Below are 26102 nucleotides of genomic sequence, written 5' to 3'. Positions count from 1 at the left end.
AGCAGGAGATGCGAATCGCGGTGCCGCGCCCGGCCCGCGGTGCGGAGCGCGCGGGGTCCGGATGCATGGCAGCGACTCGCGTGCCGGATGCAGGGACGCCCTGCCGGCTCCGGCGTTTCTCGCGGCCGTCATCGCCCTCCGGCGAAGGCCCGCCGCAGGGCGAGGCCGACCGGGACCATGCCGGGGATGACCTCGCGGGTGAACAGCGCCAGCGTCGGCAGGAAGACGGCGAGCGCTTCCGGCGCCGGCGGCGCGGCGCCAAGCGCGGCGATCAGACCGGGTGCCTCGGCCTCGGCGGCGGCCACGGCGGCATCGCGCGCGGTGACGAGGCCCCCGCCCGCGAACAGCGGTGCGAGCAGCGCCGGCAGGGCGCCAAGCACCACGGGCCACTGCGCGAGATGCAAATAGAGGCTCGGCACCACCGAGGCATCCGACAGCCCGTGCCGCGCCGCCAGCGAGCGCACCGCATCGGCGAGCGGCGCGGGCAATTCCGCGAGGCGCGGCAGCGGCGGTGGCTCGGGCAGCATCGTCCCGACCTCCGCCGCGGCGCCCGCCACGCCCGGCACGACGCCGGCCGCGCGCAGCCGCACCGCCGTCAGCACCGCGAGGTTCGTCAGGTTGCCGCGGTTGTAGGTCTCGACCAGCGCGGCGACATCCGGCGGCGCATCCGCACGCGGCATCGCCGGCAGCGGCACGTGCGCGGCGATGCGGTCCCGCGCGCCCGCAGCGGCGCCGCTTTCCAAGGCCGGCCGCACCTGCGACCAGAGCCAGTCCAGCACGCCAGGCAACGCCGCGGCATGGCGCCAGATCAGGTTCACCTGCGCCACGCCCACGCCGGCGCGCAGCCCGGCATAGACCGTGGCAACCTCGGGCGAGGCCTCGGCCTCGCGGATCTCGGGCAGGCTCACAGCCGCGACATCCAGACCGCTTCGAGTTCCGCCCGCGTCATCAGGTCCGCATACTTCTGGCCAATGTCGAAGAGGTTGGCCTCGTGCGGCGCGATGGCGCGGTCGCCGACGCAGTCCGTCACGCAGACGGTGCGGAGATTGTGCTGCATGGAATCCACCACCGTCGCGCGCACGCAGCCCGATGTCGTGCAGCCCGCCACCGCGAGCGTGTCCGCGCGGCGGAAGACGAGCCAGCCCGCCAGGTTGGTGTCGAAGAAGGCCGAGGCGCCCTGCTTGCGCACGACCAGTTCGCCCGGCAGCGGCGCGAGTTGCGGCACGATCTGCGACAGCGGGCTCGTCTCGGTCAGCTTGCGCAGGCTCGGCGCCTTCATGGTGAAGACGCCAGCGTCGGAACCGTCCTCGGCATAGACCACGCGGGTATGCGCGACCGACCAATGCTGACGGCGGGCGAAGGCGAGCAGCCTGACCGTCTCCTCGATCGCCGGGCCGATGTTCCCGCCGCCGAAATGCGCCGGGTCGCTGAAGCCCACCACGAAATCGACGATGACGAGGGCCGGCCTGTCGCCAATGCCCGACAGGTTCCCCATCCCCTGGCGATGATAGATGTCGGCTTCGGGGTGTCCGCTCATGCGGGGTCTCCTGGCGGCATGGCTGGGGGCTGACGTCCGTGCCGTGAAGCATCGGCGGGGCGGCGGCCCGTCGCAAGCCGCCTCCGCGAGATACCGTCGCGCCGCGCAACGCTGATCGTAACGTAAATGTTACGAGATCCTCCCCGGCCCGCAATACAGAATTCGTGCCTCCCGCGAACCATAGGCAAGGCACCGGCTCGGTGGAGGGACTCTCATGCCGCTGTTCCAGCACGACCAGAACGGGATCACCCAGACCCAGCAGAATCTCGGCATCAACGGCGACAAGGCCTGCGGGGCGTCGTGCATCCTGTGTTCCGCCGCGGAGTTCGGGACCTATGCCGGCCAGCCGAACGATTCCGATGCGAAGGATGTCTACCAGCGCATCTGGCGCGGCCAGAACGACGAGTCCGAAGTGTCCAAGATCGTCGGCATCCTCTCGGGCGACTTCAAACTGAAGGCGGCGCTCATCGAGGATCGTTCGAAGACGGGAAAGTCCGGGCTGCGCGCGCTGTCCAGCGACTTCGACAACGCCTACCTCGCCTACAAATCCGACGTGCAGGGCCTTCCGCGCGACCGGCGGGCGGCGACGGACCCGTTCACCGAGGCGGATTTCGACGGCGACGCGCGCCTCATGCTCGTGGTGGTGCTGCCCAATGGCCTGACGCACTGGGTCCTGGCGCGCCGCTGGAACGGGAGCATCAGCGTCATGAACCCCGACGGCGGCAGCGAGGACACGTTGCCGGGCCTGGTCGCGTGGATGAACGCGCCCTTCGGCACGACGCAGACGATCGGCGCCGTGGACTACAACTTCGCCGGCATTGTCCTGCGGGTCACGCAGTAGGCCCAGGCCGGCCGCGTGTGGTCACGCCACCGCCTCCAGATCGCGCAGGGACTGGATCATCGAGCTGCGCAGCAGGAATGCGCGGTGCTTCGCAGGATCGGCGGCGGTCGCGCGAAGGTCGTCATGGTAGGCGCGGCGGATCCCGGGATCGCGCTGGTTCAGGATCTGACGGTTCCGCAGCGCGGTGGCCTGCACCGTCTCCAGCGCCACTTTCCTGCGCTGGCGGGAATAGCGTTCCATCAGCGCGGGGTCGGCGCCGCGCCAGACCTGCGCCAGCTTCTCCGCCAGGTTGAAGGCGTCGTGCACGCCGCCGTTCATGCCCATGCCGCCGAGCGGGTTGTTGATGTGCGCCGCATCGCCCGCGAGGAAGCAGCGGCCCTTCGCATAGGTGTCGGCGACGCGCTCGTGCACGCGGTAGGCAGTGCGGTGGCGCACCTCGTAGCCTGCCGGGTTGGGCACCACTGATTGCAGGCGCCGCTCGATGCGCGCGGGGTCGAGCATCGTCTCCTCCGACTCGCCCGGATCGGTCGGGAAGAGCACGCGCCAGAGCGAGGCCGTGCGCAGCAGCACGAACCATTCCTCCGGGTCGGAGATGTAGGCGATGTTCGTGAGGTCCGCGATCGCCTCATGGAAGGGGAAGGTGGTGGAGAGCGTCAGGAATATCTCCGGGATGGTCATCCCGTCGAAGCCGACGCCGAGCGACTTGCGCACCACGGACGACGCGCCGTCGGCGCCGATCAGGTAGCGGCCGCGCAGCGGCTCGCACGAGCCGTCGGGGCGCTCGACGGTCAGCGTCACGCCGTCCGTATCCTGCGCCACCTCGACCGCGCGCGCGTCGTAGAGGAAGACCACGTCCGGGTTCGCCGCCAGCCGGTCGCGCAGCATGCGCGTCAGCCGCCACTGCTCGCATTGCAGCCGGTAGGGGTGGCGCGTGTCGTCCTTCAGGTGGCCGAGGTCGAAGGTGGCGATGACGCCCGCGTGCCGGTCGCGGAACTGCCAGGTCGGGCAGATGAGCCCCTGCTCGATCATCGCCCCGGTCACGCCGAAGCGGTCGAGCATGTCGAGCGTCGGCGGGTGGAAGGTGGAGGCGCGCAAATCATCCGGCAGGTCCCGCGCCTGCTCGACGATCAGGACGGGAATGCCTTCCTCGGCGAGGGCGGCGGCGGCAACCAGCCCGGCGGGCCCGGCGCCGGCAATCAGGACGCGGTCAGGGGTCATGGCGGGGATTGCAGCGCGGGTGGCGGCCCCCGGCAAGGCGACTTGATGCCGGGGCGCGGCACGGCATTTATGGTCCATGGCATTCTTCCTCTTCGACCGCGCGCCGCGCGTGGCGCTGGTGCGCCTCTCCGGCCTCATCGCCGCCCGGCCCGACCCGCTGTCGGGCGGGCTGAACGCCGCCGCGACCGGGCCGCTGCTGGACCGGGCCTTCGGGATCAAGCGGCTCGCGGCGGTGATGCTGGTGGTGAATTCGCCGGGTGGGTCGCCGGTGCAGTCCTCCCTGATCGCCCAGCGCATCCGTCGCCTGTCGGATGAGAAGAAGGTTCCGGCCATCGCGGTGGTCGAGGATGCCGCGGCCTCCGGCGGCTACTGGATCGCCTGCGCGGCGGAGGAGATCGTGGCCGAACCGGCCTCGATCCTCGGTTCCATCGGGGTCATCAGCGCCGGATTCGGCTTCGACCAGGCGATCGCCCGGCTCGGCGTGGAGCGGCGGCTGCGCACGGCGGGCGCGGAAAAATCCTTCCTCGATCCCTTCCGGCCGGAGCGCGAGCAGGATGTCGCGCGGCTGGAGGACCTGCTCGGCAAGCTGCACGAGGAATTCAAGGCCTGGGTCCGCGCCCGCCGTGGGGATCGGCTGAAAGCGGCGCAGGAAGCGCTGTTCACCGGGCGCTTCTGGACCGGGCGCGAGGCGGTCGAACTCGGCCTGGCCGACCGGCTCGGCGACGCGGAAGGCGAGGCGAAGCGCCGCTTCGGGGAGAAGGTGAAGATCCTCCGCCTCGGCCCGCGGAAGCGGCCCTTCCCCTGGCGGCTGGTCCCCGGCGTGCGGGAGGGTGTCGAGGCCCTTAGCCACACGGCCGAGGAACGCGCGGCCTGGGCGCGGCTCGGCCTATAGCCCCGGCCGTCCCCGGCCCCAGCGTCTCGAACAGCCGCGCCAGCAGCCGCGTGCGCGGGACCAGGCAGTCGATGTCGAGGAATTCCTCGAGCGTATGCGGCCCGCCGCCGATGACGCCGAGGCCGTCCAGCGTCGGCACCCCCAGGGCGCCGGTGAAGTTGCCGTCGCTGCCGCCGCCGGCGACGCGCTCGCCGGCCACCTCGAAGCCGATCTCGCGCGCCAGCGCCGCTGCGTGGTCGTAGAGCGCCTGGATCGCCGACGTCTTGGAGAATGGCGGGCGGCCGAGGCCTTCGGTCACCTCGGTACGCACGTCCGGATCGTGCTGCGGCAGGGCATGGACGGCGTCACGCAGTTCCTTCTGCTCGGCCGCCGTCGGCACCAGCGCGTAACAGATGGCGCGGCATTCGGCGGGCACCATGTTCTCATGCGTGCCGCCCTGCAGGATGCCGATGTTGACGTAGAAGTTGCGCGGATGGTCGGTCAGCGCCTCGAGCGCCAGGATGTGGTGCGCCATCTCCCGCACCGCGCTGCGGCCTTCGGCGTGGTAGGCGCCGGCATGCGCGGGGCGGCCCAGCGTGCGCAGGTGCCAGCGCGCGATGCCGTGGCGGGCGATGGTCAGCTTCCCGCCCTCGCCTGACGGCTCGACCACCAGCGCCGCGCGGTGCCTGGCCGCCTCGGCCTCGATGGCGGCGCGGGAGGAAGGGCTGCCCACCTCCTCGTCCGGGATCATCATCACGCTGACCGGAAGGCGCGGGCGGCGGCCCATCGCGTGCAGGTGCTGCAGCGCGGCGAGCGCGATCGCGTTGCCCCCCTTCATGTCGTAGATGCCCGGGCCATAGGCGCGGCCGCCCTCGACGCGATACGCGAAGGTTCCGCGCTGGTGCACCGTGTCCATGTGGCCGAGCAGCAGCAGGCCGGGGCCGGCTTCCTCCCCCGGCACGCGGCCGATCAGGATATCGCCGAAGCCGTCCCGGCCCGGGGTGCGCTCGATGGTGGCGCCAAGGCCGCGCAGGAGGCCCTCCGCATGGTCCGCCACGCGGTTGACGCCGGCGGCGTCCTGCGTCGGGCTTTCGATGTCCACCCAGGCGCGGACGGTGGAGAGAAGGGCATCTGAGGTCAGGGTCTGCATGGCGTCCGGTGGAACAAGGTCGGGGGAAGATGAACCTCCCCCGAACCCCCTCCCTTCTTTGTCTTTTGGAGACTGACTTCCGAAGTCAGTTCCCAAGGACTCAAAGAAGGAGGGGGGATCGGGGGGAGTTCACTCCCCCCGACCTTCCACCTGCCTGACCCAATCCTGCAAATTGTAGAACATCGTCACTCGGGCGATCCGCCCTCCGCGGATCTCGTAGAAGGCGCCGGCCGGCAGCCGGTAGCGCTGGCCGGTCGCGGGCGGCAGGCCCTCGTCGGTGGCGAGGTATTCGCCTTCCACCACGAATTCCGCCGCGGCGCGGGACCCGCCTGTCTCCATCATCACCACGATGTCCACCAGGCGTTCCCGGTAGCAGCGATCCATCCGGGCCATGAAGGCGGCGAAGGCATCGCGGCCCGTTTCGCGGCCGCCCTGATTGATGTCGTGGGCGACGTCCTCGGTCAGCAGGGCCAGCATCGCGGGGCGGTCCGCCCGGTTGAAGGCATCGAGGTAGGAGCGGATCAGGTCTGCGGCGGTATTCAAGGCGGTTTCCTTGCCGGGTCCGGGTCTGGCCCGTATAGGTGCGCTGCAACACAGACAAGCGCCAGACCCCGGACCGCCCATGCCGCAGAAGCCCCCGAGCTTCCAGGACATCATCCTGCGCCTGCACCGTTTCTGGTCCGAGCAGGGATGCGTGATTCTCCAGCCCTATGACATGGAGGTCGGCGCCGGCACCTTCCATCCGGCCACCACGCTCCGCGCCCTGGGTCCCAAGCCGTGGAAGGCGGCCTATGTGCAGCCCTCCCGCCGGCCGGCAGACGGCCGTTACGGCGAAAACCCGAACCGGCTGCAGCACTATTACCAATACCAGGTGATCCTGAAGCCATCCCCGGCCGACCCGCAGGCGCTGCTGATCGAATCCTACCGCGCGCTCGGCATCGACCCCGCCCTGCACGACATCCGCTTCGTCGAGGACGACTGGGAAAGCCCGACGCTGGGCGCCTGGGGCCTGGGCTGGGAGGTCTGGTGCGACGGGATGGAGGTGACGCAGTTCACCTACTTCCAGCAGGTCGGCGGCATCGCCTGCGAGAGGCCTTCCGCGGAACTGACCTACGGCCTCGAACGGCTCGCGATGTACATCCAGGGCGTGGAGAACGTGTACGACCTCGCCTTCAACGACGATGGCGTGAAGTACGGCGAGGTCTTCCTCCGCGCCGAGAAGGAATACTCCGCCCATAATTTCGAGCACGCCGACGTGGCGATGCTGTTCCGCCACTTCGAGGACGCGGAGAAGGAATGCGCCGCGCTGCTGGAACGCGGCCTCGCCCTGCCGGCCTATGACCAGTGCATCAAGGCGAGCCACCGCTTCAACCTGCTCGACGCCCGCGGCGCGATCAGCGTGACGGAGCGCGCGGCCTATATCGGCCGTGTGCGCAACCTGGCGAAGGGCTGCTGCGAGGCCTGGCTCGCGGGGGAGACGGCGCGTGGCTGAACTGCTTCTCGAACTCTTCTCCGAGGAGATCCCGGCGCGCATGCAGGCGCGCGCGGCGGAGGACCTGGTTCGCCTGTTCTCCGAACGCTGTGCCGCGCTGCTGGACGGCGCGCCGCGTGGCTTCTCCGGCCCGCGCCGCGTCGGCCTGACGGCGAGCCTGCGCGCAAGCGTGACGACCGAGGGCAAGGAGGAACGCGGCCCGCGCGTCGGCGCGCCCGAGCAGGCGCTGGACGGATTCCTCCGCAAGCACGGCGCGACGCGCGATGCGCTGAAGCAGGAAGGCCAGTTCTGGGTGCTGGCGAAGCCGGGCGAGACGGTGGAGGCGCGCGCGCTCGTCGCGGCTGCGGTCCCCGCCGTGATCCGCGCCTTCCCCTGGCCCAAGTCGATGCGCTGGGGTGGACGTTCCAGCATGGCCTGGGTGCGGCCGCTGAAGCGCATCCTCTGCGTGCTGGACGGCGAGGTCGTGCCCTTCGACCTGCGCGCGAACGAGGATGACGGCCACGGGCTGGCTTCCGGCACCGAAACCGAGGGCCACCGCATCATGGCGCCCGGCGCCTTCGCGGTGCGTGGCTTCATCGACTACGAGGCCGGGCTGCGCGAGCGGAAGGTGGTGCTGGACGGCGCCGAGCGCGCCGCGCTGATCCGCGACGGCATCGCTGCGCTCGCTTCCACCGAGGGCCTGACCGTGGTCCCGGACGAAGGCCTGGTGGCCGAGGTCGCGGGGCTGGTGGAATGGCCGGTGCCGCTGCTCGGCCGCATCGACGACGCCTTCATGGACCTGCCGCCCGAGGTCATGCGCACGACGATGCGCGTGAACCAGCGGTATTTCGCGCTGCGGCGCGCGGACGGGTCCGCCGCGCCGCGCTTCGCGCTGGTGTCGAACATCGCCGCACCCGACGGCGGCGCGGCCATCGTCGCGGGCAATGAGCGCGTGCTGCGCGCGCGGCTGGCGGATGCGCGGTTCTTCTGGGACCTCGACCGCAAGCAGTCGCTGGAATCCTTCCTGCCCAAGCTCGATTCCGTGGTGTTCCACGCGAAGCTCGGCACCCAGGGCCAGCGCGTCGCGCGGCTCGAACGGCTGGCGCGGCTGATCGGGGAGAAGGTCGGCGCGGAACCGGCGCTGGCCGCGCGCGCGGCGCGGCTGGCGAAGGCCGACCTCGCTTCCGGGATGGTGGGCGAGTTCCCCGAGTTGCAGGGCGTGATGGGGCGCTACTACGCGCTCGCTCAGGGGGAGAACCCACGCGTGGCGGAAGCCATCGCCGCGCATTACCGGCCGCTCGGCCCGCAGGACGAGGTGCCGTCCGAGGCCGTGGCGATCGCGGTGGCGCTGGCGGATAAGCTGGACCAGCTCGCGGGCTTCTTTGCTGTGGGCGAGAAGCCAACCGGCTCGGGCGATCCCTTCGCGCTGCGGCGGGCGGCACTGGGCGTCATCCGCATCGTGCGGGAGAATGGGCTGCGGCTGAGCCTGCAGTCAGTACTCTTTGAGGCCGTGCGCCTGCTGGCTGAGTCTCTTGCTGGTTCCCAGTTCAAGCTCATGGACGACTTGAGCCGTGCGCTCAATGAGGGAACTGTTACGCCGGGCCAGGAAGTCCTCGCCACGCTACGGACGTCACCAGCTGCCATTCTCGCAAATGCCGACGGCCTACTCGATCGAGCGATTGCCGATACCAATAATGCCGACGCCTTGAACGAGATTGCAGCGCGCTTGTCGCGGTTCAACGATCTCAATCCGAAGTCGTGGATCTATAGCGAGAACCCGGTTGACGATCTCGTGCAGGCGCCATCTGACCAAGTTTTCGCATGGGCTGCGAACGTGCTTGCAGAGCACGGTGTCGATGAAGGCGACCTTCCGTTCGCGATCGACACGCGCATGATGTACGTGCGAGCGGTGAAGATTGCCCACGAACTCTTGGCAAAGCCGACTGCCGCAGCAGTCCTCGACTTCCTCACCGACCGCCTCCGCGTCCAGCTCCGCGCCGACGGCCTGCGCCACGACGTCGTCACCGCCGTTCTCGGCGCCGCCCCGGACGACGACCTCAACCGGCTGCTGCGCCGCGCCGACGCCGTCCGCGCCTTCGTGGAATCGGAGGACGGCGCCGACCTCCTCACCGCCCATCGCCGCGCCGCGAACATCCTCCGCATCGAGGAAAAGCGCGACGGCCACGCCTACGACACCGGCTATGAGCGCCACCTGCTCAAGGCGCATGAGGAAGAAGCCCTCGCCGCCGCGCTGGAAGCCGCCGCCGCCCGCATCGAACTCGACATCTCGGCCGAGGATTTCGAGCGTGCGATGGAAGCCATGGCCACCCTGCGCGCACCGGTGGACGCCTTCTTCGACAAGGTGATCGTCAACGATCCCGCGCCGGAACTCCGCCGCAATCGTTTGAAACTACTCGCCCGCCTTCGTGCCACAATGGACGCGGTGGCGGATTTCTCGAAGATCGAAGCCTGAGGGGGAGCCCCCGATGACGCAGTGGGTCTATTCATTCGGTGCCGGCCGCAACGAGGGTCGCGCCGACATGCGCAATCTCCTCGGCGGCAAGGGCGCGAACCTGGCCGAGATGGCCTCCATCGGCCTGCCGGTCCCGCCGGGGTTCACCATCACGACCGAGGTCTGCACCTGGTACTACCAGCATGAGCGGCAGTACCCCGCCGACCTGGAAGCGCAGGTGCAGCAGGGCCTCGCCCGCGTCGAGGAAGCCGTCGGCACCCGCTTCGGCGACAACCACAGGCCGCTGCTGGTCTCGGTGCGCTCCGGCGCCCGCGTCTCCATGCCGGGCATGATGGACACGGTGCTCAACCTCGGCCTGAACGACGCCACCGTCGAGGGCCTGGTCACCGCATCCGGCGACGCCCGCTTCGCGTGGGATTCCTACCGCCGCTTCATCCAGATGTACGGCTCGGTCGTGCTCGGCGTGGATCACCACCGGTTCGAGGAAATCATCGAGCACGTGAAGCTCGATACCGGGAAGTTCGAGGACACCGAGCTTACCGCCTCCGAATGGCATCGCGTGGTCGATGGCTACAAGGAGATGGTCCGCGAGGTCACCGGCAAGCCCTTCCCGCAGGATCCGTGGGAGCAGCTCTGGGGCGCGGTCGGCGCGGTGTTCGGCTCCTGGCAGAACCAGCGCGCCGTCACCTATCGCCGCCTGCACGACATCCCGGCCGAATGGGGCACGGCGGTGAACGTCCAGGCGATGGTCTTCGGCAACATGGGCCAGGACTGCGCGACCGGCGTCTGCTTCACCCGCGACCCGTCCACCGGCGAGAACATCTTCTACGGCGAGTACCTGATCAACGCGCAGGGCGAGGACGTCGTCGCCGGCATCCGCACCCCGCAGCCCATGTCCATGGCGCGCTCGAAGGTGGGTGAGCGCAGCATGGAAGAGGCCATGCCCGCCGCCTACGCGGAACTCGTAAAGGTGCGCGAGACGCTCGAGCGCCACTACGCCGACATGCAGGACATCGAGTTCACGGTCCAGTCGAACAAGCTCTACATGCTGCAGACGCGCAACGGGAAGCGCACCGCTGCGGCCTCGCTCAAGATCGCCGTGGACATGGCGCGCGAGGGGCTGATCGACCACGCGGAAGCCGTGAAGCGCGTGAACCCCGCCGCGCTCGACCAGTTGCTGCATCCGACGCTCGACCCGAAGGCGCCGCGCAAGGTGCTGGCGAAGGGCCTGCCGGCCTCGCCCGGCGCGGCCTGCGGCATCGTCGTGTTCTCAGCGGATGAGGCCGAGGCGCGCGCGCAGAAGGGTGAGTCCGTCATCCTCGTGCGCATCGAGACGTCCCCCGAGGACATCCACGGCATGCATGCCGCCAAGGGCATCCTGACCACGCGCGGCGGCATGACCAGCCACGCCGCCGTCGTCGCCCGCGGCATGGGCCGCCCCTGCGTCGCCGGCTGCGGCGGCATCTCGGTGGACTACAACAACCAGGTGCTCTCCTCCGGCGGCGTCCAGGTGCGCGGCGGCGAAGTGCTGACCATCGACGGTGGCACCGGCGAAGTCTTCGTCGGCTCCGTCGCCATGGTCGAGCCGCAGCTCTCCGGCGACTTCTCGACGCTGATGGGCTGGGCGGACGAGGTGCGGCGCCTGCGGGTGCGCGCCAACGCCGAGACCCCGCTGGATGCCGAGACGGCGCGCAAGTTCGGCGCCGAGGGCATCGGCCTCTGCCGTACCGAGCACATGTTCTTCGACCCCGAGCGCATCGGCGCGGTGCGCCAGATGATCATGGCGGAGACGGAGTCCGGCCGCCGTGCGGCGCTCGGCCGCCTGCTGCCGTTCCAGCGGCAGGATTTCGTGGACCTGTTCCGCATCATGGCGGGGTTGCCGGTCACCATCCGCCTGCTCGACCCGCCGCTGCACGAATTCCTGCCGCACACGGATTTCGAGATTGCAGAGGTGGCGAAGTCCCTCGGCGCGGATGTCGAGGCGATGCACCGCCGCGCGCAGGAACTCGGCGAAGCGAACCCGATGCTCGGCCACCGCGGCTGCCGCCTCGGCATCTCCTACCCCGAGATCTACGAGATGCAGGCCCGCGCGATCTTCGAGGCCGCCTGCCAGATCGGCAAGGAAACCCACAAGGCGCCGCACCCGGAGGTCATGATCCCGCTGGTGGCCACCCGCCGCGAGCTCGAGATCACGCGCGCCCTGGTCGACCGCGTGGCGCAGGAAGTCTTCGCCGAGACGAAGTACCATGTGGAATACAGCGTCGGCACGATGATCGAACTGCCGCGCGCGGCCCTGACGGCCGACGCGATCGCGGAAGCGGCCGACTTCTTCTCCTTCGGCACCAATGACCTGACGCAGACCACCTTCGGCCTGTCCCGCGACGACGCCGGCAAGTTCCTGCCGCTCTACGTCGAGAAGGGCATCTTCCCGAAGGATCCGTTCGTGTCGATCGACCCGGACGGCGTCGGCGAACTGGTCAGGATCGCGGCCGAGAAGGGCCGCCGCGTGAAGTCCACGCTCAAGCTCGGCATCTGCGGCGAGCACGGTGGCGACCCGTCCTCGATCGCCTTCTGCGAGAGCGTCGGGCTCGATTACGTGTCCTGCTCGCCCTACCGCGTGCCGGTGGCCCGGCTTGCCGCGGCGCAGGCGGCGCTGGCAGGCGGAGGGACGGATCGCACGGCGTAGGGCGTGCGACGGGAAGGGCCGAGGGACGGCGTAAAGCCTATGTCGTCGGCCCTGCCCACCGCGCCATCATCCCGCGCCCCGCCTTCACGCTGACAAAGGCGACCTCGGCGGAGCCGCGCAGGCGCTGTTCCACGCTTTCGAAGACGGCCCGCCGGGCGGCGGTCAACGGCGCGTCCGGTGGACCAGGCAGCGTGTCAGCGCCTGCTTGAAGTCCAAATGCTTCTGCACGCGTGCGGGCGCGACGCCCGGGACCGGCGGATCGGCCAAGGGCTGGGCGGCCGGGCTGGTCATGGCCGGCACGCCGTGTCGGGCAAACGTCACCGGTCGATAAACTGGGCGGGGTGGCCTACGCCTCGACCATGGCCTCCCCGTCCAGCCAGGCGAAGGCGGTGCCCCGCGCCTGGAGCATCGCGGCGCCTTCCACCACGCCCGGCCCGCTCGGGCGGTCGGGGCGATTGGTGTGGGCGATGATGACATCACCGTCGCGGGCCGCGGCGATCCGGCGCGCCACCTGCGCCGCCGGCAGCGACGCCCCCTGGTCGGCGTTCACCGAGAAGCCCGCGACACGCAGCCCCATGCCGCGGATCTCGGCGAGCGCGGCAGGGCTGTAGAGCGCCGTGGCGCCGCGATACCACCCCGGCGCCGGCGCGCCGGCGGCGACGATGGCCGCGGCCCCGCCCTCCACCTCCCGCCGCACCCCCTCGAGCGTGCCGGCGACCGGCTGTCCGAAGAGCCGCCCCGCCCCCAGCACGGCGGCGACGTGCCGCTCGCCGTGGTTCTGCAAGGCAAAGAGGTCCTGCCGTTCCCGCAGCAGCGCGACCGTGCCGGGGTTCGCGCGCAGCCAGCGGGCGGTGACGAAGACCGTCGCCCGGACGCCCAGCCGCATCAGGCCGCCGAGGACGCGCATGTCGGCCGCGCCGGCGCAGGCATCCAGCGTCAGCGCCACCCTCGCGCGCCCCGCAGGGGCGGCCGCCAGGTGCAGGCGCGGCGCGACATGATCGTCGGCCCTCGCTTCGGGGGCCGCCAGGCCGGCGGGCGCCAGGGCGGCGGCCAGCAGCAAGCGGTGGACGTCGCGGCGGCCGGGCAGAGGCGGGATGGAGGGACAGCACCGGCACATGGGATGGCGCCTCCGGCGTCATGCGGTGGACGGGGGCGCGTAGCATCCGGCGGCGCCATGGTCGATGATCCGTTTCAGGATGACAGGCATGGACGAAGACTGGCCGGCGGGCCTCGCGATGACGCTGGACCCGGATCCCGACCCCGGCTTCCGCGCGGAACTCGGCCGCCGGATCAACGCGTTCCACGGCGAGACGGTGCCGCACGCGGCCAGCCGCTTCGGGATCGCGCTGCGGGATGCGGAGGACCGGCTGCTCGCCGGCCTGTCCGGCGTGATGTCCTGGGGCTGGCTCTTCATCGAGGCGGTATGGGTGGATGCCTCCCTGCGCGGCCGCGGTGCCGGGCGCCGTCTGATGGCGCAGGCCGAGGCGCATGCCGCGGCGGCAGGCTGCCACGCCGCCTGGCTCGACACCTTCCAGGCCGAGGCCTTCTACCTCGCCCTCGGCTACGAAAGGTTCGGCGTGCTCGAGGACTACCCGGCGGGCCAGCGGCGCTCCTTCCTGCGCAAGCGGCTTGGCTAGAGCCAGCGACGGACGCGGCGGCGATAGCCCTCGTAGGCGGGTCCGAAGCGGGTGGCGAGGTAGGCTTCCTCCTTCGCCACCACCAGGCGGTCGAGCATCAGGTGGCTCGCGATCACCGCCAGCCAGCCCCAGAGGTCCCCCCAGCGCAGCGCGAAGCCCACCGCCGCGACCAGGAAGCCGAGGTAGATCGGATTGCGGCTGAAGCGGTAGGGCCCAGCCTCGACCAGCGCGGTGTCGGGCTTGTCCGGGCGGGGATCGTTGCCGGCCTTCATCATCACCAGCACCGCCATCCCGATCAGCGCCAGGGCGGCGAAGACGACGAGCAGGCCGAGTTCCGGAAGCGGCGGGCCGAGCGGCACCGGCACCACCCGATGCAGCCCCCAGGCAGCAATGAGCGCCCCCGCCACCAGGGCCGGCGGCGGGATGCGCACGCCCGGGCCGTGGTCGCTCATGCTTCCTCGCGCGCGGGCAGGCGCATCCAGGCGGGGATGCGGGGCGTCAGCATGGCTTCGCCGGCGCGGAACGGCGCGCGGTCGAAGGCATTGAGCCGGACCAGCGCAAGGCCCAGCCCGTCGCGCCCGGAGCGCATCTCGCCAGCCTCGGCCCCGTCGGGACCGGCAAGGATTGTGCCGCGAACGGGCAGCGGCCCGTCCACCGCCACAGGCACCAGGCGCCGCTTCACCAGGCCGCGGTAGCGCGTCCGTGCCGTCAGTTCCTGGCCCATGTAGCAGCCCTTGGACCAGGAGACGCCGTTGAGTTCGTCGAAGCCGGCCTCGAGCAGCACCGACTTCTCGCTCTCCATGTCCTTCGACCCGTCGGGCAGGCCGAGGGCCAAGCGATGGAGGTCGTAGTCCTCGGCCGACGCATCCGAGGCCAGCGGCGCGGGGTCCAGGACGCGCCAGCCGGCCTCGGGAAGGCGCGGGTCGGGGATGACCAGACCCTCGGCCGGCGGCGCGCCGCCCCAGGCGGCGTGGACATGCCAGTCCTCGGAGGCGTCGCGCAGCGTCACCTTCGACCGCAGCCGGAAGCGCGTCAGCCGCTGGACGAGGCCCGGCACCTGAGCGCGCTCGGCGTCGAGCAGCAGGGCGTCGCCGGCCGGGATGACGAAGAAATCCGCCAGCCACTTGCCCTGGGGCGTGAGCAGGGCCGCCCACACCGCCTGGCCGGGGGCGATGCCGGTGACGTCGTTGGAGACGAGGCCCTGCAGGAAGGCGGCCCGATCCGGGCCGGCCACCTCCAGCACGCCCCGATCGGGGAGGTAGGCGAGGCTCATGCCGTATCAGGTGTGCCGGATGGGGCGGCAGTGCAACCTCCCCCCGCGCGGGCGAGGCGTGGCCGCCGCCGCCGCGACGCGGGAATTGCGCCCGGGGAGTGCAACCTCGCCCCCACGCGGGCGGGGCGTGGGGCAGGCTGCCGATCCCCACTCCGAGATCCACGCAACCTCCCCCGCGCGGGCGGGGCGTGGTAAGCGCGGCGCGTGCACATCCTCTTCATCACCTCGACCCGGATCGGCGATGCCGTGCTGTCCACCGGGCTGCTCGACCACCTGATGCATGCCCATCCGCAGGCCCGCTTCACCGTCGCGGTCGGGCGCGTGGCGGAAGGCGTGTTCCGCCGGATGCCGGCGCTCGAGCGCATCATCCCGATCGAGAAGAAGCGGTTCGGCCTGCACTGGCTGGGGCTGTGGTCGCAGGTGGCGTTCCGGCGCTGGGACCTGGTGGTGGACCTGCGCGGTTCGGCCATCGCCTGGCTGCTGGCGGCGCGGCGGCGCGCGGTGATGCGCGGCGGGCGGCGGCCCGGGCACCGGCTGCTGCACATCGCCCAGACCCTTGGCGTCAGCCCGGCACCGCGCCCGGTCGCCTGGTTCGGGCCGGAGGAGGCGGCGCGCGCCGAAACGCTGGTCCCGCCCGGCGGCCCGGTCTTGGCGCTCGGGCCGACGGCGAACTGGGCGCGCAAGGTGTGGCCGGCGGACCGCTTCCTGACGCTGGCCCGGCTGCTGACCGGGCCGGGCGGTGCATTGGAAGGCGCGCGCATCGTGGTCCTCGGCGGCCCCGGGGAGCAGGAGCGCGCCATGGCCGCACCCGTGCTCGAGGGCCTGCTGGGCGCGGTGGACCTGGTCGGCGCGCTGGACCTGCCGGAGGCCGCGGCCGTCCTCGCCCGCTGCGCGCTGTTCGTGGGCAATGATTCCGGCCTGATGCATCTCTCGGCCGCGACGGGCACGCCGACCATCGGGCTGTTCGGGCCGACCCCGGCCTCGGAATACGCGCCGGTGGGGATGCGGGCGCTGGCCGTCCTGGCCAAGGGCCCGCGGGGTGCGGCGCCGATGGGGTCGCTGTCGGCGACGCGGGTGGCGGAGGAAGCCACGGCGTTGCTCGCACGGCCCGAACCGGTGCCGCTCGGGGAGGTCGCCGCATGACCGCGCGCGGAGTGCCGGCGCATCGCGCCCCCCTCGCCCCCGAGCCGAACGGCAACCCAACGTCGGGAGCGGGCCTCATGTATCGGTTCCCAAAGGCCTTTCGGCCTTTGGCGGGAGGGCGGCGGCGCCCTCCCCGGAGCGTCGCGCCGTGACCGCCCCTCGCCTCTCCGCCCTGATCGTCGCCCGCAACGAGCAGGAGCGCCTGCCCGACTGCCTCGCCTCCGTCGCCTTCGCGGATGAGGTGGTGGTGGTCCTCGACCGCAGCACCGATGCCAGCGCCGAGATCGCGCGCGCCACCGGCGCGAAGGTGGTCGAAGGCGCCTGGGAACTGGAAGGCGAGCGCCGCAACACCGGCATCGCGGCCTGCACCGGCGACTGGGTCCTGGAAGTGGACGCGGACGAACGGGTGGACGCCGCGCTGGCGCGGGCCGTGCGCGCGACCATCGCGACCAGCACCTTCGCCTGGCACCAGGTGCCGGTGGACAACTACGTCGGCGGGCGGCTCATCCGGTATGGCTGGGCGGGGTCCTTCGGCACCACCTCGGTGCCGCGGCTGTTCCTGCGCGGCGCCAAGAAGTGGCGGGCGCAGCGGGTGCATCCGGGCCTCGACTGGACCGGCAAGGAAGGGCCCAAGGTCACCGAGGGCGCGCTGGTGCACCTGGTGGACCGCGACATCTCCGACATGCTGCGGCGGCTGGACAAGTATTCGAACGCCAAGGCGGCGGACCTGCTCGCGAGCGGCAACATCGGCTCGCTGGCGTCGAACGTGCGGCGGTTCTTCTCGCGCGGGTTCAAGTCCTACGTCTCGCGCAAGGGCTACCGGGAAGGCGGCTGGGGCGTGCTGCTGGCGCTCTGCACCGGGGCATTCCCGCTGCTGTCCTACCTCAAGGCGAAGCTGGAGCCGGAGAAGCACGGGGGCGCCCGGTGAAGGTCGCGCAGGTCATGGCCGGCGCGCATCACGGCGGGGCGGAAGGCTTCTACGAACGGCTTTGCCTCGCGCTGCATGCAGCCGGCGAGGAGGTGCTGCCCGTCATCCGCCGCGATGCCGAGCGCGCGGCCCGGCTGCGCGCGGGCGGGCTCGCGCCGGTGGAACTCGGCTTCGGCGGCGCGCTCGACCTGCTGACCGGGCCACGGCTGCGCGGCGCGCTGAACGCCTTCGGCCCCGCCGTGACCGTCGCCTGGATGAACCGCGCCGCGCGCTTCGCGCCGAAGGGGCCGTGGACGCTGGTCGGGCGGCTGGGCGGCTACTACGACCTGAAATACTACCGGCGCTGCGACCACCTGGTCGGCAATACCCGCGGCATCGTGCGCTGGATCGCCGAGCAGGGCTGGCCCGCCGCGCGCGCCCACTACCTGCCGAACTTCGTCGAGGACCTGGCCGGCGCCGCCCCCGCCGCCCTGCCCGCGCCGCCCGGTGCGCGGCGGCTGCTCGCCATGGGGCGGCTGCACCGCAACAAGGGCTTCGACATCGCGCTGCGCGCGCTGGCGCAGATCCCGGCCGCCCACCTGTCCATCGCCGGCGAGGGTCCCGAGCGCGCGGCGCTGGAAGCGCTCGCGCGCGAACTCGGCGTGGCGGACCGCGTCGCCTTCCTGGGATGGCGGCGTGACACCGGCGCACTGCTTGCGGGCTGCGAAGCCTTCGTCTGCTCATCCCGCCACGAGCCGCTGGGCAACATCGTGCTGGAGGCCTGGTCGGCCGGCCGGCCGGTGGTGGCGATCGCCTCGCAGGGGCCGGGCGAACTGATGACCGACGGTCGCGACGGCGTGCTGGTGCCGGACCAGGACCCCGCCGCGCTCGCCGCCGCCGTGGCCCGGCTGCTGGATGACCCGTCGCGCGCCGAGGCGCTCGGCCATGCCGGCCGCGCCGCCTACGAAGGCGGCTTCACCGAGGCCGCCGTGGTGGCGCGCTGGCGGGACTTCCTCGCCGCCGTCGCGCCGCAGCGGCAGGCGGCCTGACGCCATGTGCGGCATCGCCGGACTCGCGCTGAAGCCCGGGGAGGTGCCCTCCCCCGCCGTGCTGGACGCCCTGGCCCGGGCGCTGGCGCATCGCGGACCCGACGGGCACGGGCACCATGTGCAGGGCAATGTCGCGCTGTCGCATGCGCGGCTCGCCATCATCGACCTGACGACCGGCGATCAGCCGCTGCATTCGGGCGCCGCCAGCCTGGTCGGCAACGGGGAAGTCTACAACTACCGCGAGCTGCGGGCGGAGAACGCGCTCGACTGCGTCACGCAGTCGGATTGCGAGCCGCCGCTGCATCTCTTCCGCCGCGATGGCGCGGCCTTCGCCGACAGCCTGCGCGGGATGTATGCGCTGGCGATCCATGACCGCGCCTCCCATCACGTCGTGCTGGCGCGCGACCCCTTCGGCATCAAGCCGCTGTATCTCGCCGAGACCGGGCAGGGCATCGCCTTCGCCTCGGAGCCGCAGGCCCTGATCGCCGCCGGCCTGGTCACGCCGCGGCTGCGCGAGCCGGCGCTGCATGAACTGCTGCAACTGCAGTTCACCACCGGGGCCGAGACGATCTTCGAGGGCATCACCCGCCTGCTGCCCGGCGAAACCATCGTCATCTCCGACGGCGCCATCGTCGAGCGCCACCGCCGCGCCGCCCTGCCCGAAGGCGGGCCCGAGAGCATCACGGAGGAGGCCGCGCTGGCCCGCCTCGACGCCGCGCTGGCCGAGAGCGTGGACCTGCACCAGCGCAGCGACGTGCCCTACGGCATGTTCCTCTCGGGCGGGACGGATTCTGCCGCGATACTCGCGATGATGGCGCGGCTGAACGAGAAGCCTGTGCTCGCCTTCACCGCCGGCTTCGACGTGCCCGGCGCGGCCGACGAGCGCGAGGCCGCCGCCCGCGCCGCCCAGGCAGCGGGCGCGAAGCACGTCACGCTGAACGTCACGCGGCAGGAGGTGTTCCGCCACCTGCCCGAGATCGTCGCCTGCATGGACGACCCGGCGGCGGACTACGCCATCATCCCGACCTGGTTCCTGGCGCAGCGGGCGCGGCAGGAGGTGAAGGTCGTGCTCTCCGGCGAGGGCGGGGACGAGATCTTCGGCGGCTACGGCCGCTATCGCTCGGCCATGAAGCCCTGGTGGCTCGGCGGCAAGGCGATGCGCGCGCACGGCGCCTTCGACCGGCTGGACGTGCTGCGGGAGGCACCGCGCGGCTGGCGCGACGGGATCGAGGCCGCCTCGGCCGCCGCCGCCACCCCCGGCCGCACGCGATTGCAGGCCGCGCAGGCGCTCGACGTCGCGGACTGGCTGCCGAACGACCTGCTGACCAAGTTGGACCGCTGCCTGATGGCCCATGCGGTGGAAGGGCGCACGCCCTTCCTCGATGCCGGCGTCGCCGCCGCCGCCTTCCGCCTGCCGGATGCGATGAAGGTGCGCAACGGTCAGGGCAAGTGGATCCTGCGGCAATGGCTGGCGAGGCACTTCCCGGCCTCCGAGCCCTTCCGGAAGAAGCAGGGCTTCACCGTGCCGGTCGGCGCCTGGATCGCCGAGGCGGCCGACCGCCTCGCGCCGCTGGTCGCCGCCCAGCCGGGCGTCGCGGCGATCGCGAAGCCCGACCGCATCCTGCCGCTGTTCCGCGCCGCCGCCGGCAAGCGGGAGGGCTTCGCCGCCTGGCACCTGCTGTTCCACGCGCTGTGGCACCGCCGCCATGTCGAGGGGCGGCGGGCGGAAGGCGACGTCTTCGCCTTCCTCGGCCAGGGGTGACCGCGATGCGCGCCATGCTCGTCCTTGCCACGCTGTGCCTCGCCGCCCCGGCTACGGCGCAGACCGGCGCCGACGCCTTCGCGCGCGGTTGCGGCGGCGGGTGCCACCATTCGGAAACCCGCGTGCTGCGTGCCATCCCGCGCGGCACCGATGCCGAGCGCCGCGCCTGGATCGAGGCCTTCATGGCCCGCCACCCCTGCCATAGCGACAACATGAAGCCCGCCATCCTCGACTACCTGACCGAACGGACCCGCCGCTGACATGGCGAAGGAAAAGACCCGCTTCGTCTGCCAGTCCTGCGGCGCCGTGCATCCTAAGTGGCAGGGCCGCTGCGAGGGTTGCGGCGAGTGGAACACACTCGCCGAGGAAGCCCCTCCCCCCACCCGCGGCCCCGGCCCGGCGGCCAAGGCCGGCGGCGGGCGGCGTGTCGAATTCGTCGGGCTGAAGGGAGAGAGCGCGCCGCCGCCGCGCATCCCGACCGGCATCGCGGAACTGGACCGGGTGCTGGGCGGCGGGCTGGTCGCGGCCTCGGCCGTGCTGGTCGGCGGCGATCCGGGGATCGGCAAGTCCACCATCCTGTTGCAGGCGGCGGCGCGCATCGCGTCCGCCGGGCGTCGCGTGCTCTACATCAGCGGGGAGGAGGCGGTGGAGCAGGTGCGGCTGCGCGCCGCACGCCTCGGCCTGACCGACAGCCCCATGGCGCTCGCGGCGGCCACAGCGCTGCGCGACATCGTCGCCAGCCTGGAAGGCGAGGCCGACGCCGCCCTGGTGGTGATCGATTCGATCCAGACCGTCTGGCTCGATGCGCTGGAATCCGCGCCCGGCACCGTGGCCCAGGTGCGCGCCTGCGCGGCGGAACTGATCCGGCTCGCGAAGGCGCGCGGCTTCGCCATCGTGCTGGTCGGGCATGTCACGAAGGAAGGCACGCTGGCCGGCCCCCGCGTGCTCGAGCACATGGTCGATGCGACCCTTTATTTCGAAGGTGATCGCGGCCACCAGTTCCGCATCCTGCGCGCCGTGAAGAACCGCTTCGGCGCCACCGACGAGATCGGCGTCTTCGAGATGACCGGGACCGGGCTGGTCGAGGTCGCCAACCCCTCCGCCCTGTTCCTCGCCGAGCGTCGGGGCAATGTCTCCGGCTCCGCGGTCTTCGCGGGCATCGAGGGCACCCGCCCGGTGCTGGTCGAGATCCAGGCGCTGCTCTCGCCCTCCTCGGGCGGCTCCCCCCGCCGGCAGGTGGTGGGCTGGGATTCCGGGCGGCTGTCCATGCTGCTGGCGGTGCTGGAGGCGCGCTGCGGAATGTCCCTGGGGCAAAACGACGTCTATCTGAACATCGCCGGGGGCCTACGCATCGCCGAGCCGGCGGCAGACCTCGCGGTAGCGGCCGCGCTGGTCTCGGCGGCGACCGACCGGCCGACCGATTCGGGCGCCGTCTATTTCGGGGAGGTCGGACTCTCGGGGGAGGTCCGCCAGGTCGCCCAGGCCGAATCGCGCCTGCGGGAAGCGGCGAAGCTGGGCTTTTCCGCCGCCACCCTGCCCCGCCGCGTCGCCCGCGGCGGCAAGGCGGCGGCACCCCCCGCCAGCATGGCGCTGAACGAGACGGGCCACCTCGCCGACCTCGTCGCGGTCTTCGCGGAAAAGTCCGTGAAGCCCCGCCGCGCCGGCCCGTGACGGCGCCCGGCCCGGCCGCTATAGGAACTGCCCATGACATGGGTTGATGGCGCCCTCGCGGCGGTGGTGCTGATCTCGGCGGCCGTCGCGTACTTCCGCGGGCTGGTGCGCGAAGTGCTGAGCCTGGGCGCCTGGGTCGGCGCCGCGGCGGCGGCGTTCCTCGCGCGCCCGCACCTGCTGCCGGTCACCTCCGGCTGGATCGAACCGGCGTGGATCGCGGATGCGGTCGGCACCGGCGCCGTCTTCCTCGTCGTGCTGGTGATCCTGAAGGTGATCACCAACTTCCTTGCCGATCGCGTGCAGGATTCGGCACTGGGCGGGCTCGACCGCGTTCTGGGTCTTGCTTTCGGCGCGGTACGGGGTGCGGTCCTGCTGGTAGCCGCCTATATCCTAGCCGGGATGTTCGCCCCCGAGACCGCCGCCTGGCCCGCCGCCGTGAAGGAGGCGAGGAGCCTGCCCTTCGTCGCCGAAGGCGCCCGCCGCGTGGTCGAACAGGTGCCGGAGGCCTACCGCCCGCGGCTGGTGGACCCGCCCGGGGCCAACGGCCCCACCGTCGATGACCTGCTGCGTCCCCCCGCGCGCAGCCGAAACTGAGGACCACCATGGACGCCACGCGCGACTGGGACGACGACAAGCCGCATGAGGAATGCGGCGTCTTCGGCGTCTGGAACGGCGGCGACGCCGCGGCGCTGACCGCGCTCGGCCTGCACGCCCTGCAGCATCGTGGGCAGGAAGCGGCCGGCATCGTCACCCTCGACGAGAAGGGCCTGTTCCACGCCCACAAGGGCCTCGGCCTGGTGGGCGACAATTTCGGCGAGGCGAAGATCATCGCCTCCCTCCGCGGCGGCGCCGCGGTCGGCCACAACCGCTACGCCACGACCGGCGAGACGGCCCTGCGCAACGTGCAGCCGCTCTATGCCGATTTCGAGTTCGGCGGCTTCGCGGTCGCGCACAACGGCAACCTCACCAACGCCAACGCGCTCAAGCGCGCGCTGGTGCGGCGCGGCTGCCTGTTCCAGTCCACCACGGATTCGGAAGTCTTCGTCCACCTCATCGCCATCAGCCTCTATTCGACGGTGCTGGACCGGCTGATCGACGCGCTGAAGCAGGTGCAGGGTGCCTATTCGCTGGTGGCGCTGCACAACGGCGCGCTGATCGGCGCGCGGGACCCGATAGGCGTGCGGCCGCTGGTGCTCGGGCGGCTGGCGAATGGCGGCTGGGTGCTGGCATCCGAGACCTGCGCCCTCGACATCGTCAGCGCCGAATTCGTGCGCGACATCGAGGCCGGCGAGATCGTCATCATCGACGACAGCGGCGTGCGCAGCGTGAAGCCCTTCGGCCGCAACGACAGCCGCTTCTGCATCTTCGAATACATCTACTTCGCCCGCCCCGACTCGGTGATGGAGGGCAAGCCCGTCTACGAAACGCGCAAGCGCATCGGCGCCGAACTCGCCCGCGAATCCGGCGTGCCGGCCGACGTCGTGGTGCCGGTGCCCGATTCCGGCGTTCCCTCCGCCATGGGCTACGCGGCGGAAGCGGGCATCCCCTTCGAGCTCGGCATCATCCGCAACCACTATGTGGGCCGGACCTTCATCGAGCCGACCGACCAGATCCGCCACCTCGGCGTGAAGCTGAAGCATTCGGCGAACCGCCCGATGCTCGAAGGCAAGCGCGTCATCCTGGTGGACGATTCGATCGTGCGCGGCACCACCTCGCGCAAGATCGTCGAGATGGTCCGCCAGGCCGGGGCGAAGGAGGTGCACATGCGCATCTCCTCCCCGCCGACGACGCACTCCTGCTATTACGGCATCGACACGCCGGAGCGCTCGCAGCTCATGGCCGCCAAGCATGACGTCGCCGAGATGGCGAGGATCATCGGCGCCGACAGCCTGGCCTTCATCTCGCTGGACGGGCTCTACCGGGCGCTGGGGCGGCCGGCGCGTGATCCTGCGAAGCCCGACTTCTGCGATGCCTGCTTCACGGGGGACTATGTGATCCCGCTGACGGACTGGGAGGACAACGCCGACCGGCAGCTCTCCCTGCTGCAGCCCGCCGGGGAGTGACGCCCGGCGGAGAGGGGTGCCCCCCTCTCCGCACTTCTCCCCCTCCCCCCCAAGGGCTCGAGCGCCCTTGCAACCCGCCACCCAAGTCCCGGTTTCCAAAGGCCCTTCGGCCTTTGGCGGGTGGGGTCCGGGGAGGGCAGAGCCCTCCCCGCCCGCTGTCCCATGAGGCTTCGATGACATCCCTTTCCGGCCGCATCGCCCTGGTCACCGGCGCGTCCCGCGGCATCGGCGCCGCCGTCGCCGTCGAACTCGCCCGCCGCGGCGCCCATTGCGTGCTGGTGGCCCGCACCCAGGGCGGCCTCGAGGAAACCGACGACGCCATTCGCGCCGCCGGCGGCCCGGCCGCGACGCTGCTGCCGCTCGACCTGCAGAGGAAGGCGCAGGACGTGGACATGCTTGGCCCGTCCATCGTGGCGCGATTCGGCCGTCTCGACATCCTGGTCCATGCCGCGGGCGTGCTGTCCAAGCTGACGCCGGTCGCGCATATCCAGCCGCGGGACATGGAGGAATCGCTGGCGGTGAACCTTTCCTCCGCCTGGCGCCTGATCCGCACCTGCGACCCGCCGCTGCGCGCCGCCCCCGCCGGCCGCGCCGTGGTACTGACGGACGCGGTGGCGGGCACGCCGGCCGCCTATTGGGGCCTCTATGGCGCCGCCAAGGCCGGGATGGAGCACCTGGTGCGCTGCTGGGCCGCCGAGACCACGAATTCGCCGCTGCGGATCAACCTGGCAGACCCCGGCCCGGTCGCGACGCAGCTCCGCGCCAATGCCTATCCGGGCGAGGATGCGGCGGCCCTGCCCTCCCCCGCCGACATCGCCCCCGCGCTAGTTGCCCTGTGCGGGGATGAGGAAATCCGCCACGGGGCGCTGGTCCGGCTGCGCGGCTGAACCTGGCGCGGCCGATAGGGCGCGCGCGGCGGCGTCCTCGGCCACGCTCCGCATCGTCGGCGCCCCGGGGCCGGGTTCGACCACCGGGACGGCGGGCGCGGACGGTTCCGCCGGCCGGCCCGCTTCCACCAGCGCCCGGCCGATGCGCCCGGTCCAGCCGATGCGGTTGTTCTCCTGCGCCTCGTTCAGCGTCGATGGCCCGTCGGCCACGCCGCGATAGGCCGGATACGCCGCCGGCGGCACGGTCCAGCAATCCACCGATCCCAGGCTGCGGGTGCAGATCGGCGGCGGAGCGGGCGCGTCGTCCCGCCCGCAATAGGCCTCCCCCCGCCCGATCCGGGCGATCGAGCAATCCTCCCCGGTCACGAGCGAGACCAGCACATCCCCCGTGGTACGCCCGAAGGCGCGCAGCGAAAGCCCTTCCACCGCCGCCGGAATGGCGAGCAGCGGAGCCCCCGGGGCGCCCACGGCCTGGCAGCCGGGCAGGAGCAGGACGGCGAGGAGAAGGCGGCGCATGGGCGAAGGAAACCCCGGCCGGGCTTAACGCCCCGCCAACAGGCCTGTATGGTCCGGCGCCTTTCCGGGCCGGGACCATGCCGGCCGGCAACCAGGGATGCCACACTTGCCCGATATCTTCGACGAGGTGGAAGAGGACCTTCGCGCCGAGCGCGCCCAGCGCCTCTGGCAGCGCTTCGCCACGCCGTTCCTTGCCGCCCTGCTCCTCGTGGTGGCCGGCGTCGGCGGCTGGCAGGCCTGGCAGTGGCATGAGGCCCGCCAGCGCGACGCCGCCGCCGCCGCCTTCATCGCCGCCCATCGCGCCGCCGAGGCCGAGGGCGCCGACCTCGCCACCATGGCGGACAGGTTCGAGGCGCTCGCCCCCTCCAGCCCCGCCGGCTACCGGGCCCTGGCCCTGCTGCGCGCCGCCGCCCTGCGCGCCGAGACCGGCAACCGCGACGCCGCGCTCGCGCTCTATGACCGCGTCGCCTCCGACACATCGGTCGAGCAGCTCTACCGCGACCTCGCCTCGCTGATGTGGGCGCTGCGCGCGCTCGACACGGCGGACCCGGCGACGCTGGCGGCGCGCATCGCGCCGCTCGCGCGGCCGGACCAGCCCTGGAGCGCCTCGGCGCGGGAAATGGCCGCCCTGGTCGCGCTGCGCGCCGGCCAGCGGGACGAGGCCAAGCGCTCGCTGGAGGCGCTGGCCGCCGACGTCACCGCGCCACGCGGCATCCGCGAGCGCGCCCAGCGCATCGCCGCGGGGCTCGCCGGCTGATGCGCGGGACGATGACGCGCCGAGGGGCGCTGCTCGGTGCCGCCGCCCTGCTGGGCGGCTGCGAGACCTTCGACGACCTCTTCGGCGAGCGCCGCGAGCGCTTCGTGGGCGAGCGCCGCGCGGTCATGACCGTGCCCGAGCGCGCGCTCGAGGCCGATTCCGCCGCCCAGGGGGCCAGCGTGGTGCTGCC

General features: G+C 71.9%; 25 protein-coding genes. 16 read left to right on the top strand and 9 right to left on the bottom strand.

What is annotated here, in order from left to right; all coding sequences use genetic code 11:
• Nucleotides 1-128 precede the first annotated feature (128 nt).
• Both GXW76_RS14095 and GXW76_RS14090 read right to left on the bottom strand, forming a co-directional pair.
• Nucleotides 129-908, bottom strand: a complete 780-nt coding sequence (locus GXW76_RS14095; RefSeq protein ID WP_211862719.1) for a hypothetical protein — start codon at nucleotides 906-908, stop codon at nucleotides 129-131.
• Nucleotides 905-1537 carry an isochorismatase family protein gene (locus GXW76_RS14090; RefSeq protein WP_211862718.1) on the bottom strand — a complete coding sequence of 211 codons (633 nt, stop codon included), beginning with the start codon at nucleotides 1535-1537 and terminating at the stop codon, nucleotides 905-907. The genes GXW76_RS14095 and GXW76_RS14090 overlap by 4 nt, the downstream gene beginning before the upstream one ends.
• 214 nt (nucleotides 1538-1751) lie before the next feature.
• Here GXW76_RS14090 and GXW76_RS14085 point away from each other — a divergent pair, with 214 nt between their 5' ends.
• A complete protein-coding gene (locus tag GXW76_RS14085) occupies nucleotides 1752-2378 on the top strand; it encodes a hypothetical protein (RefSeq protein WP_211862717.1) in 627 nt (208 codons plus the stop codon).
• Nucleotides 2379-2399: 21 nt separating this feature from the next.
• Here GXW76_RS14085 and GXW76_RS14080 read toward each other — a convergent pair whose 3' ends face one another.
• Nucleotides 2400-3596, bottom strand: coding sequence for an FAD-dependent oxidoreductase (locus GXW76_RS14080; protein ID WP_211862716.1), 1197 nt, complete (start codon nucleotides 3594-3596; stop codon nucleotides 2400-2402).
• 76 nt (nucleotides 3597-3672) lie between these two features.
• Here GXW76_RS14080 and GXW76_RS14075 point away from each other — a divergent pair, with 76 nt between their 5' ends.
• Nucleotides 3673-4488, top strand: a complete 816-nt coding sequence (locus tag GXW76_RS14075) for a S49 family peptidase (RefSeq protein WP_211862715.1) — start codon at nucleotides 3673-3675, stop codon at nucleotides 4486-4488.
• Here GXW76_RS14075 and GXW76_RS14070 read toward each other — a convergent pair.
• A complete protein-coding gene (locus tag GXW76_RS14070; RefSeq protein ID WP_211862714.1) occupies nucleotides 4439-5617 on the bottom strand; it encodes a M20 family metallopeptidase in 1179 nt (392 codons plus the stop codon). The genes GXW76_RS14075 and GXW76_RS14070 overlap by 50 nt on opposite strands.
• A gap of 129 nt (nucleotides 5618-5746) precedes the next feature.
• Complete coding sequence (locus GXW76_RS14065) at nucleotides 5747-6160, bottom strand: ketosteroid isomerase-related protein (RefSeq protein WP_408904356.1); 414 nt, start codon at nucleotides 6158-6160, stop codon at nucleotides 5747-5749.
• 79 nt (nucleotides 6161-6239) lie between these two features.
• Between GXW76_RS14065 and GXW76_RS14060 the strand changes: the two genes are divergently transcribed.
• Genes GXW76_RS14060 through ppdK form a run of 3 tightly spaced genes read left to right on the top strand, consistent with a single transcriptional unit; the run spans nucleotide 6240 to nucleotide 12247 of the window.
• Complete coding sequence (locus GXW76_RS14060; RefSeq protein WP_211862713.1) at nucleotides 6240-7109, top strand: glycine--tRNA ligase subunit alpha; 870 nt, start codon at nucleotides 6240-6242, stop codon at nucleotides 7107-7109.
• Nucleotides 7102-9561: a glycine--tRNA ligase subunit beta gene (gene glyS, locus GXW76_RS25730; protein ID WP_338150962.1), complete on the top strand. Its 2460-nt coding sequence runs from the start codon at nucleotides 7102-7104 to the stop codon at nucleotides 9559-9561. The genes GXW76_RS14060 and glyS overlap by 8 nt, the downstream gene beginning before the upstream one ends.
• Before the next feature lie 13 nt (nucleotides 9562-9574).
• A complete protein-coding gene (gene ppdK, locus GXW76_RS14045) occupies nucleotides 9575-12247 on the top strand; it encodes a pyruvate, phosphate dikinase (protein ID WP_211862712.1) in 2673 nt (890 codons plus the stop codon).
• Nucleotides 12248-12593: 346 nt separating this feature from the next.
• On the opposite strand, the gene GXW76_RS14040 is transcribed toward ppdK, so the two are convergent.
• Nucleotides 12594-13364 carry a polysaccharide deacetylase family protein gene (locus GXW76_RS14040; RefSeq protein ID WP_211862711.1) on the bottom strand — a complete coding sequence of 257 codons (771 nt, stop codon included), beginning with the start codon at nucleotides 13362-13364 and terminating at the stop codon, nucleotides 12594-12596.
• A gap of 88 nt (nucleotides 13365-13452) precedes the next feature.
• Here GXW76_RS14040 and GXW76_RS14035 point away from each other — a divergent pair, with 88 nt between their 5' ends.
• Entirely contained in the window at nucleotides 13453-13884 is a 432-nt protein-coding gene (locus GXW76_RS14035) for a GNAT family N-acetyltransferase (protein ID WP_246514301.1), read from the top strand.
• On the opposite strand, the gene GXW76_RS14030 is transcribed toward GXW76_RS14035, so the two are convergent.
• Nucleotides 13881-14336, bottom strand: coding sequence for a methyltransferase family protein (locus GXW76_RS14030; RefSeq protein WP_211862710.1), 456 nt, complete (start codon nucleotides 14334-14336; stop codon nucleotides 13881-13883). The genes GXW76_RS14035 and GXW76_RS14030 overlap by 4 nt on opposite strands.
• Nucleotides 14333-15157, bottom strand: coding sequence for a CAF17-like 4Fe-4S cluster assembly/insertion protein YgfZ (ygfZ, locus tag GXW76_RS14025; RefSeq protein WP_211862709.1), 825 nt, complete (start codon nucleotides 15155-15157; stop codon nucleotides 14333-14335). Before ygfZ ends, GXW76_RS14030 begins: the two co-directional genes overlap by 4 nt.
• 204 nt (nucleotides 15158-15361) lie before the next feature.
• Between ygfZ and GXW76_RS14020 the strand changes: the two genes are divergently transcribed.
• From GXW76_RS14020 to GXW76_RS13980, 9 genes are all read left to right on the top strand, one after another.
• The gene (locus GXW76_RS14020; protein WP_211862708.1) at nucleotides 15362-16300 is read left to right on the top strand and encodes a glycosyltransferase family 9 protein; all 939 of its coding nucleotides are present in this window, start codon (nucleotides 15362-15364) and stop codon (nucleotides 16298-16300) included.
• 148 nt (nucleotides 16301-16448) lie between these two features.
• Complete coding sequence (locus GXW76_RS14015; protein WP_211862707.1) at nucleotides 16449-17228, top strand: glycosyltransferase family 2 protein; 780 nt, start codon at nucleotides 16449-16451, stop codon at nucleotides 17226-17228.
• Nucleotides 17229-17242: 14 nt separating this feature from the next.
• Nucleotides 17243-18256 carry a glycosyltransferase gene (locus GXW76_RS14010; RefSeq protein ID WP_211862738.1) on the top strand — a complete coding sequence of 338 codons (1014 nt, stop codon included), beginning with the start codon at nucleotides 17243-17245 and terminating at the stop codon, nucleotides 18254-18256.
• A gap of 4 nt (nucleotides 18257-18260) precedes the next feature.
• Nucleotides 18261-20018, top strand: a complete 1758-nt coding sequence (asnB, locus tag GXW76_RS14005; protein WP_211862706.1) for an asparagine synthase (glutamine-hydrolyzing) — start codon at nucleotides 18261-18263, stop codon at nucleotides 20016-20018.
• A gap of 5 nt (nucleotides 20019-20023) precedes the next feature.
• Nucleotides 20024-20278, top strand: a complete 255-nt coding sequence (locus GXW76_RS14000; RefSeq protein WP_211862705.1) for a hypothetical protein — start codon at nucleotides 20024-20026, stop codon at nucleotides 20276-20278.
• 1 nt (nucleotide 20279) lies between these two features.
• Nucleotides 20280-21689, top strand: a complete 1410-nt coding sequence (gene radA, locus GXW76_RS13995; RefSeq protein ID WP_211862704.1) for a DNA repair protein RadA — start codon at nucleotides 20280-20282, stop codon at nucleotides 21687-21689.
• A 33-nt stretch (nucleotides 21690-21722) separates the two neighbouring features.
• Nucleotides 21723-22283 carry a CvpA family protein gene (locus tag GXW76_RS13990; RefSeq protein ID WP_211862703.1) on the top strand — a complete coding sequence of 187 codons (561 nt, stop codon included), beginning with the start codon at nucleotides 21723-21725 and terminating at the stop codon, nucleotides 22281-22283.
• An 8-nt stretch (nucleotides 22284-22291) separates the two neighbouring features.
• Nucleotides 22292-23752, top strand: a complete 1461-nt coding sequence (gene purF / locus GXW76_RS13985) for an amidophosphoribosyltransferase (RefSeq protein ID WP_211862702.1) — start codon at nucleotides 22292-22294, stop codon at nucleotides 23750-23752.
• A gap of 173 nt (nucleotides 23753-23925) precedes the next feature.
• Nucleotides 23926-24639 carry an SDR family NAD(P)-dependent oxidoreductase gene (locus GXW76_RS13980; RefSeq protein ID WP_211862701.1) on the top strand — a complete coding sequence of 238 codons (714 nt, stop codon included), beginning with the start codon at nucleotides 23926-23928 and terminating at the stop codon, nucleotides 24637-24639.
• Here the strand turns inward: GXW76_RS13980 and GXW76_RS13975 are convergent.
• Complete coding sequence (locus tag GXW76_RS13975) at nucleotides 24577-25155, bottom strand: hypothetical protein (protein WP_211862700.1); 579 nt, start codon at nucleotides 25153-25155, stop codon at nucleotides 24577-24579. The two genes, GXW76_RS13980 and GXW76_RS13975, sit on opposite strands and share 63 nt — an antisense overlap.
• Before the next feature lie 106 nt (nucleotides 25156-25261).
• Here GXW76_RS13975 and GXW76_RS13970 point away from each other — a divergent pair, with 106 nt between their 5' ends.
• Complete coding sequence (locus GXW76_RS13970; RefSeq protein WP_211862699.1) at nucleotides 25262-25912, top strand: tetratricopeptide repeat protein; 651 nt, start codon at nucleotides 25262-25264, stop codon at nucleotides 25910-25912.
• Nucleotides 25913-26102: the final 190 nt, after the last annotated feature.

The sequence above is a fragment of the Neoroseomonas soli genome (genome assembly GCF_018129065.1).
GTDB classification, from domain to species: domain Bacteria; phylum Pseudomonadota; class Alphaproteobacteria; order Acetobacterales; family Acetobacteraceae; genus Neoroseomonas; species Neoroseomonas soli.
The sequence above is the reverse complement of the archived record's forward strand: the minus strand, read 5'-3'. Positions and strand labels throughout refer to the sequence as shown.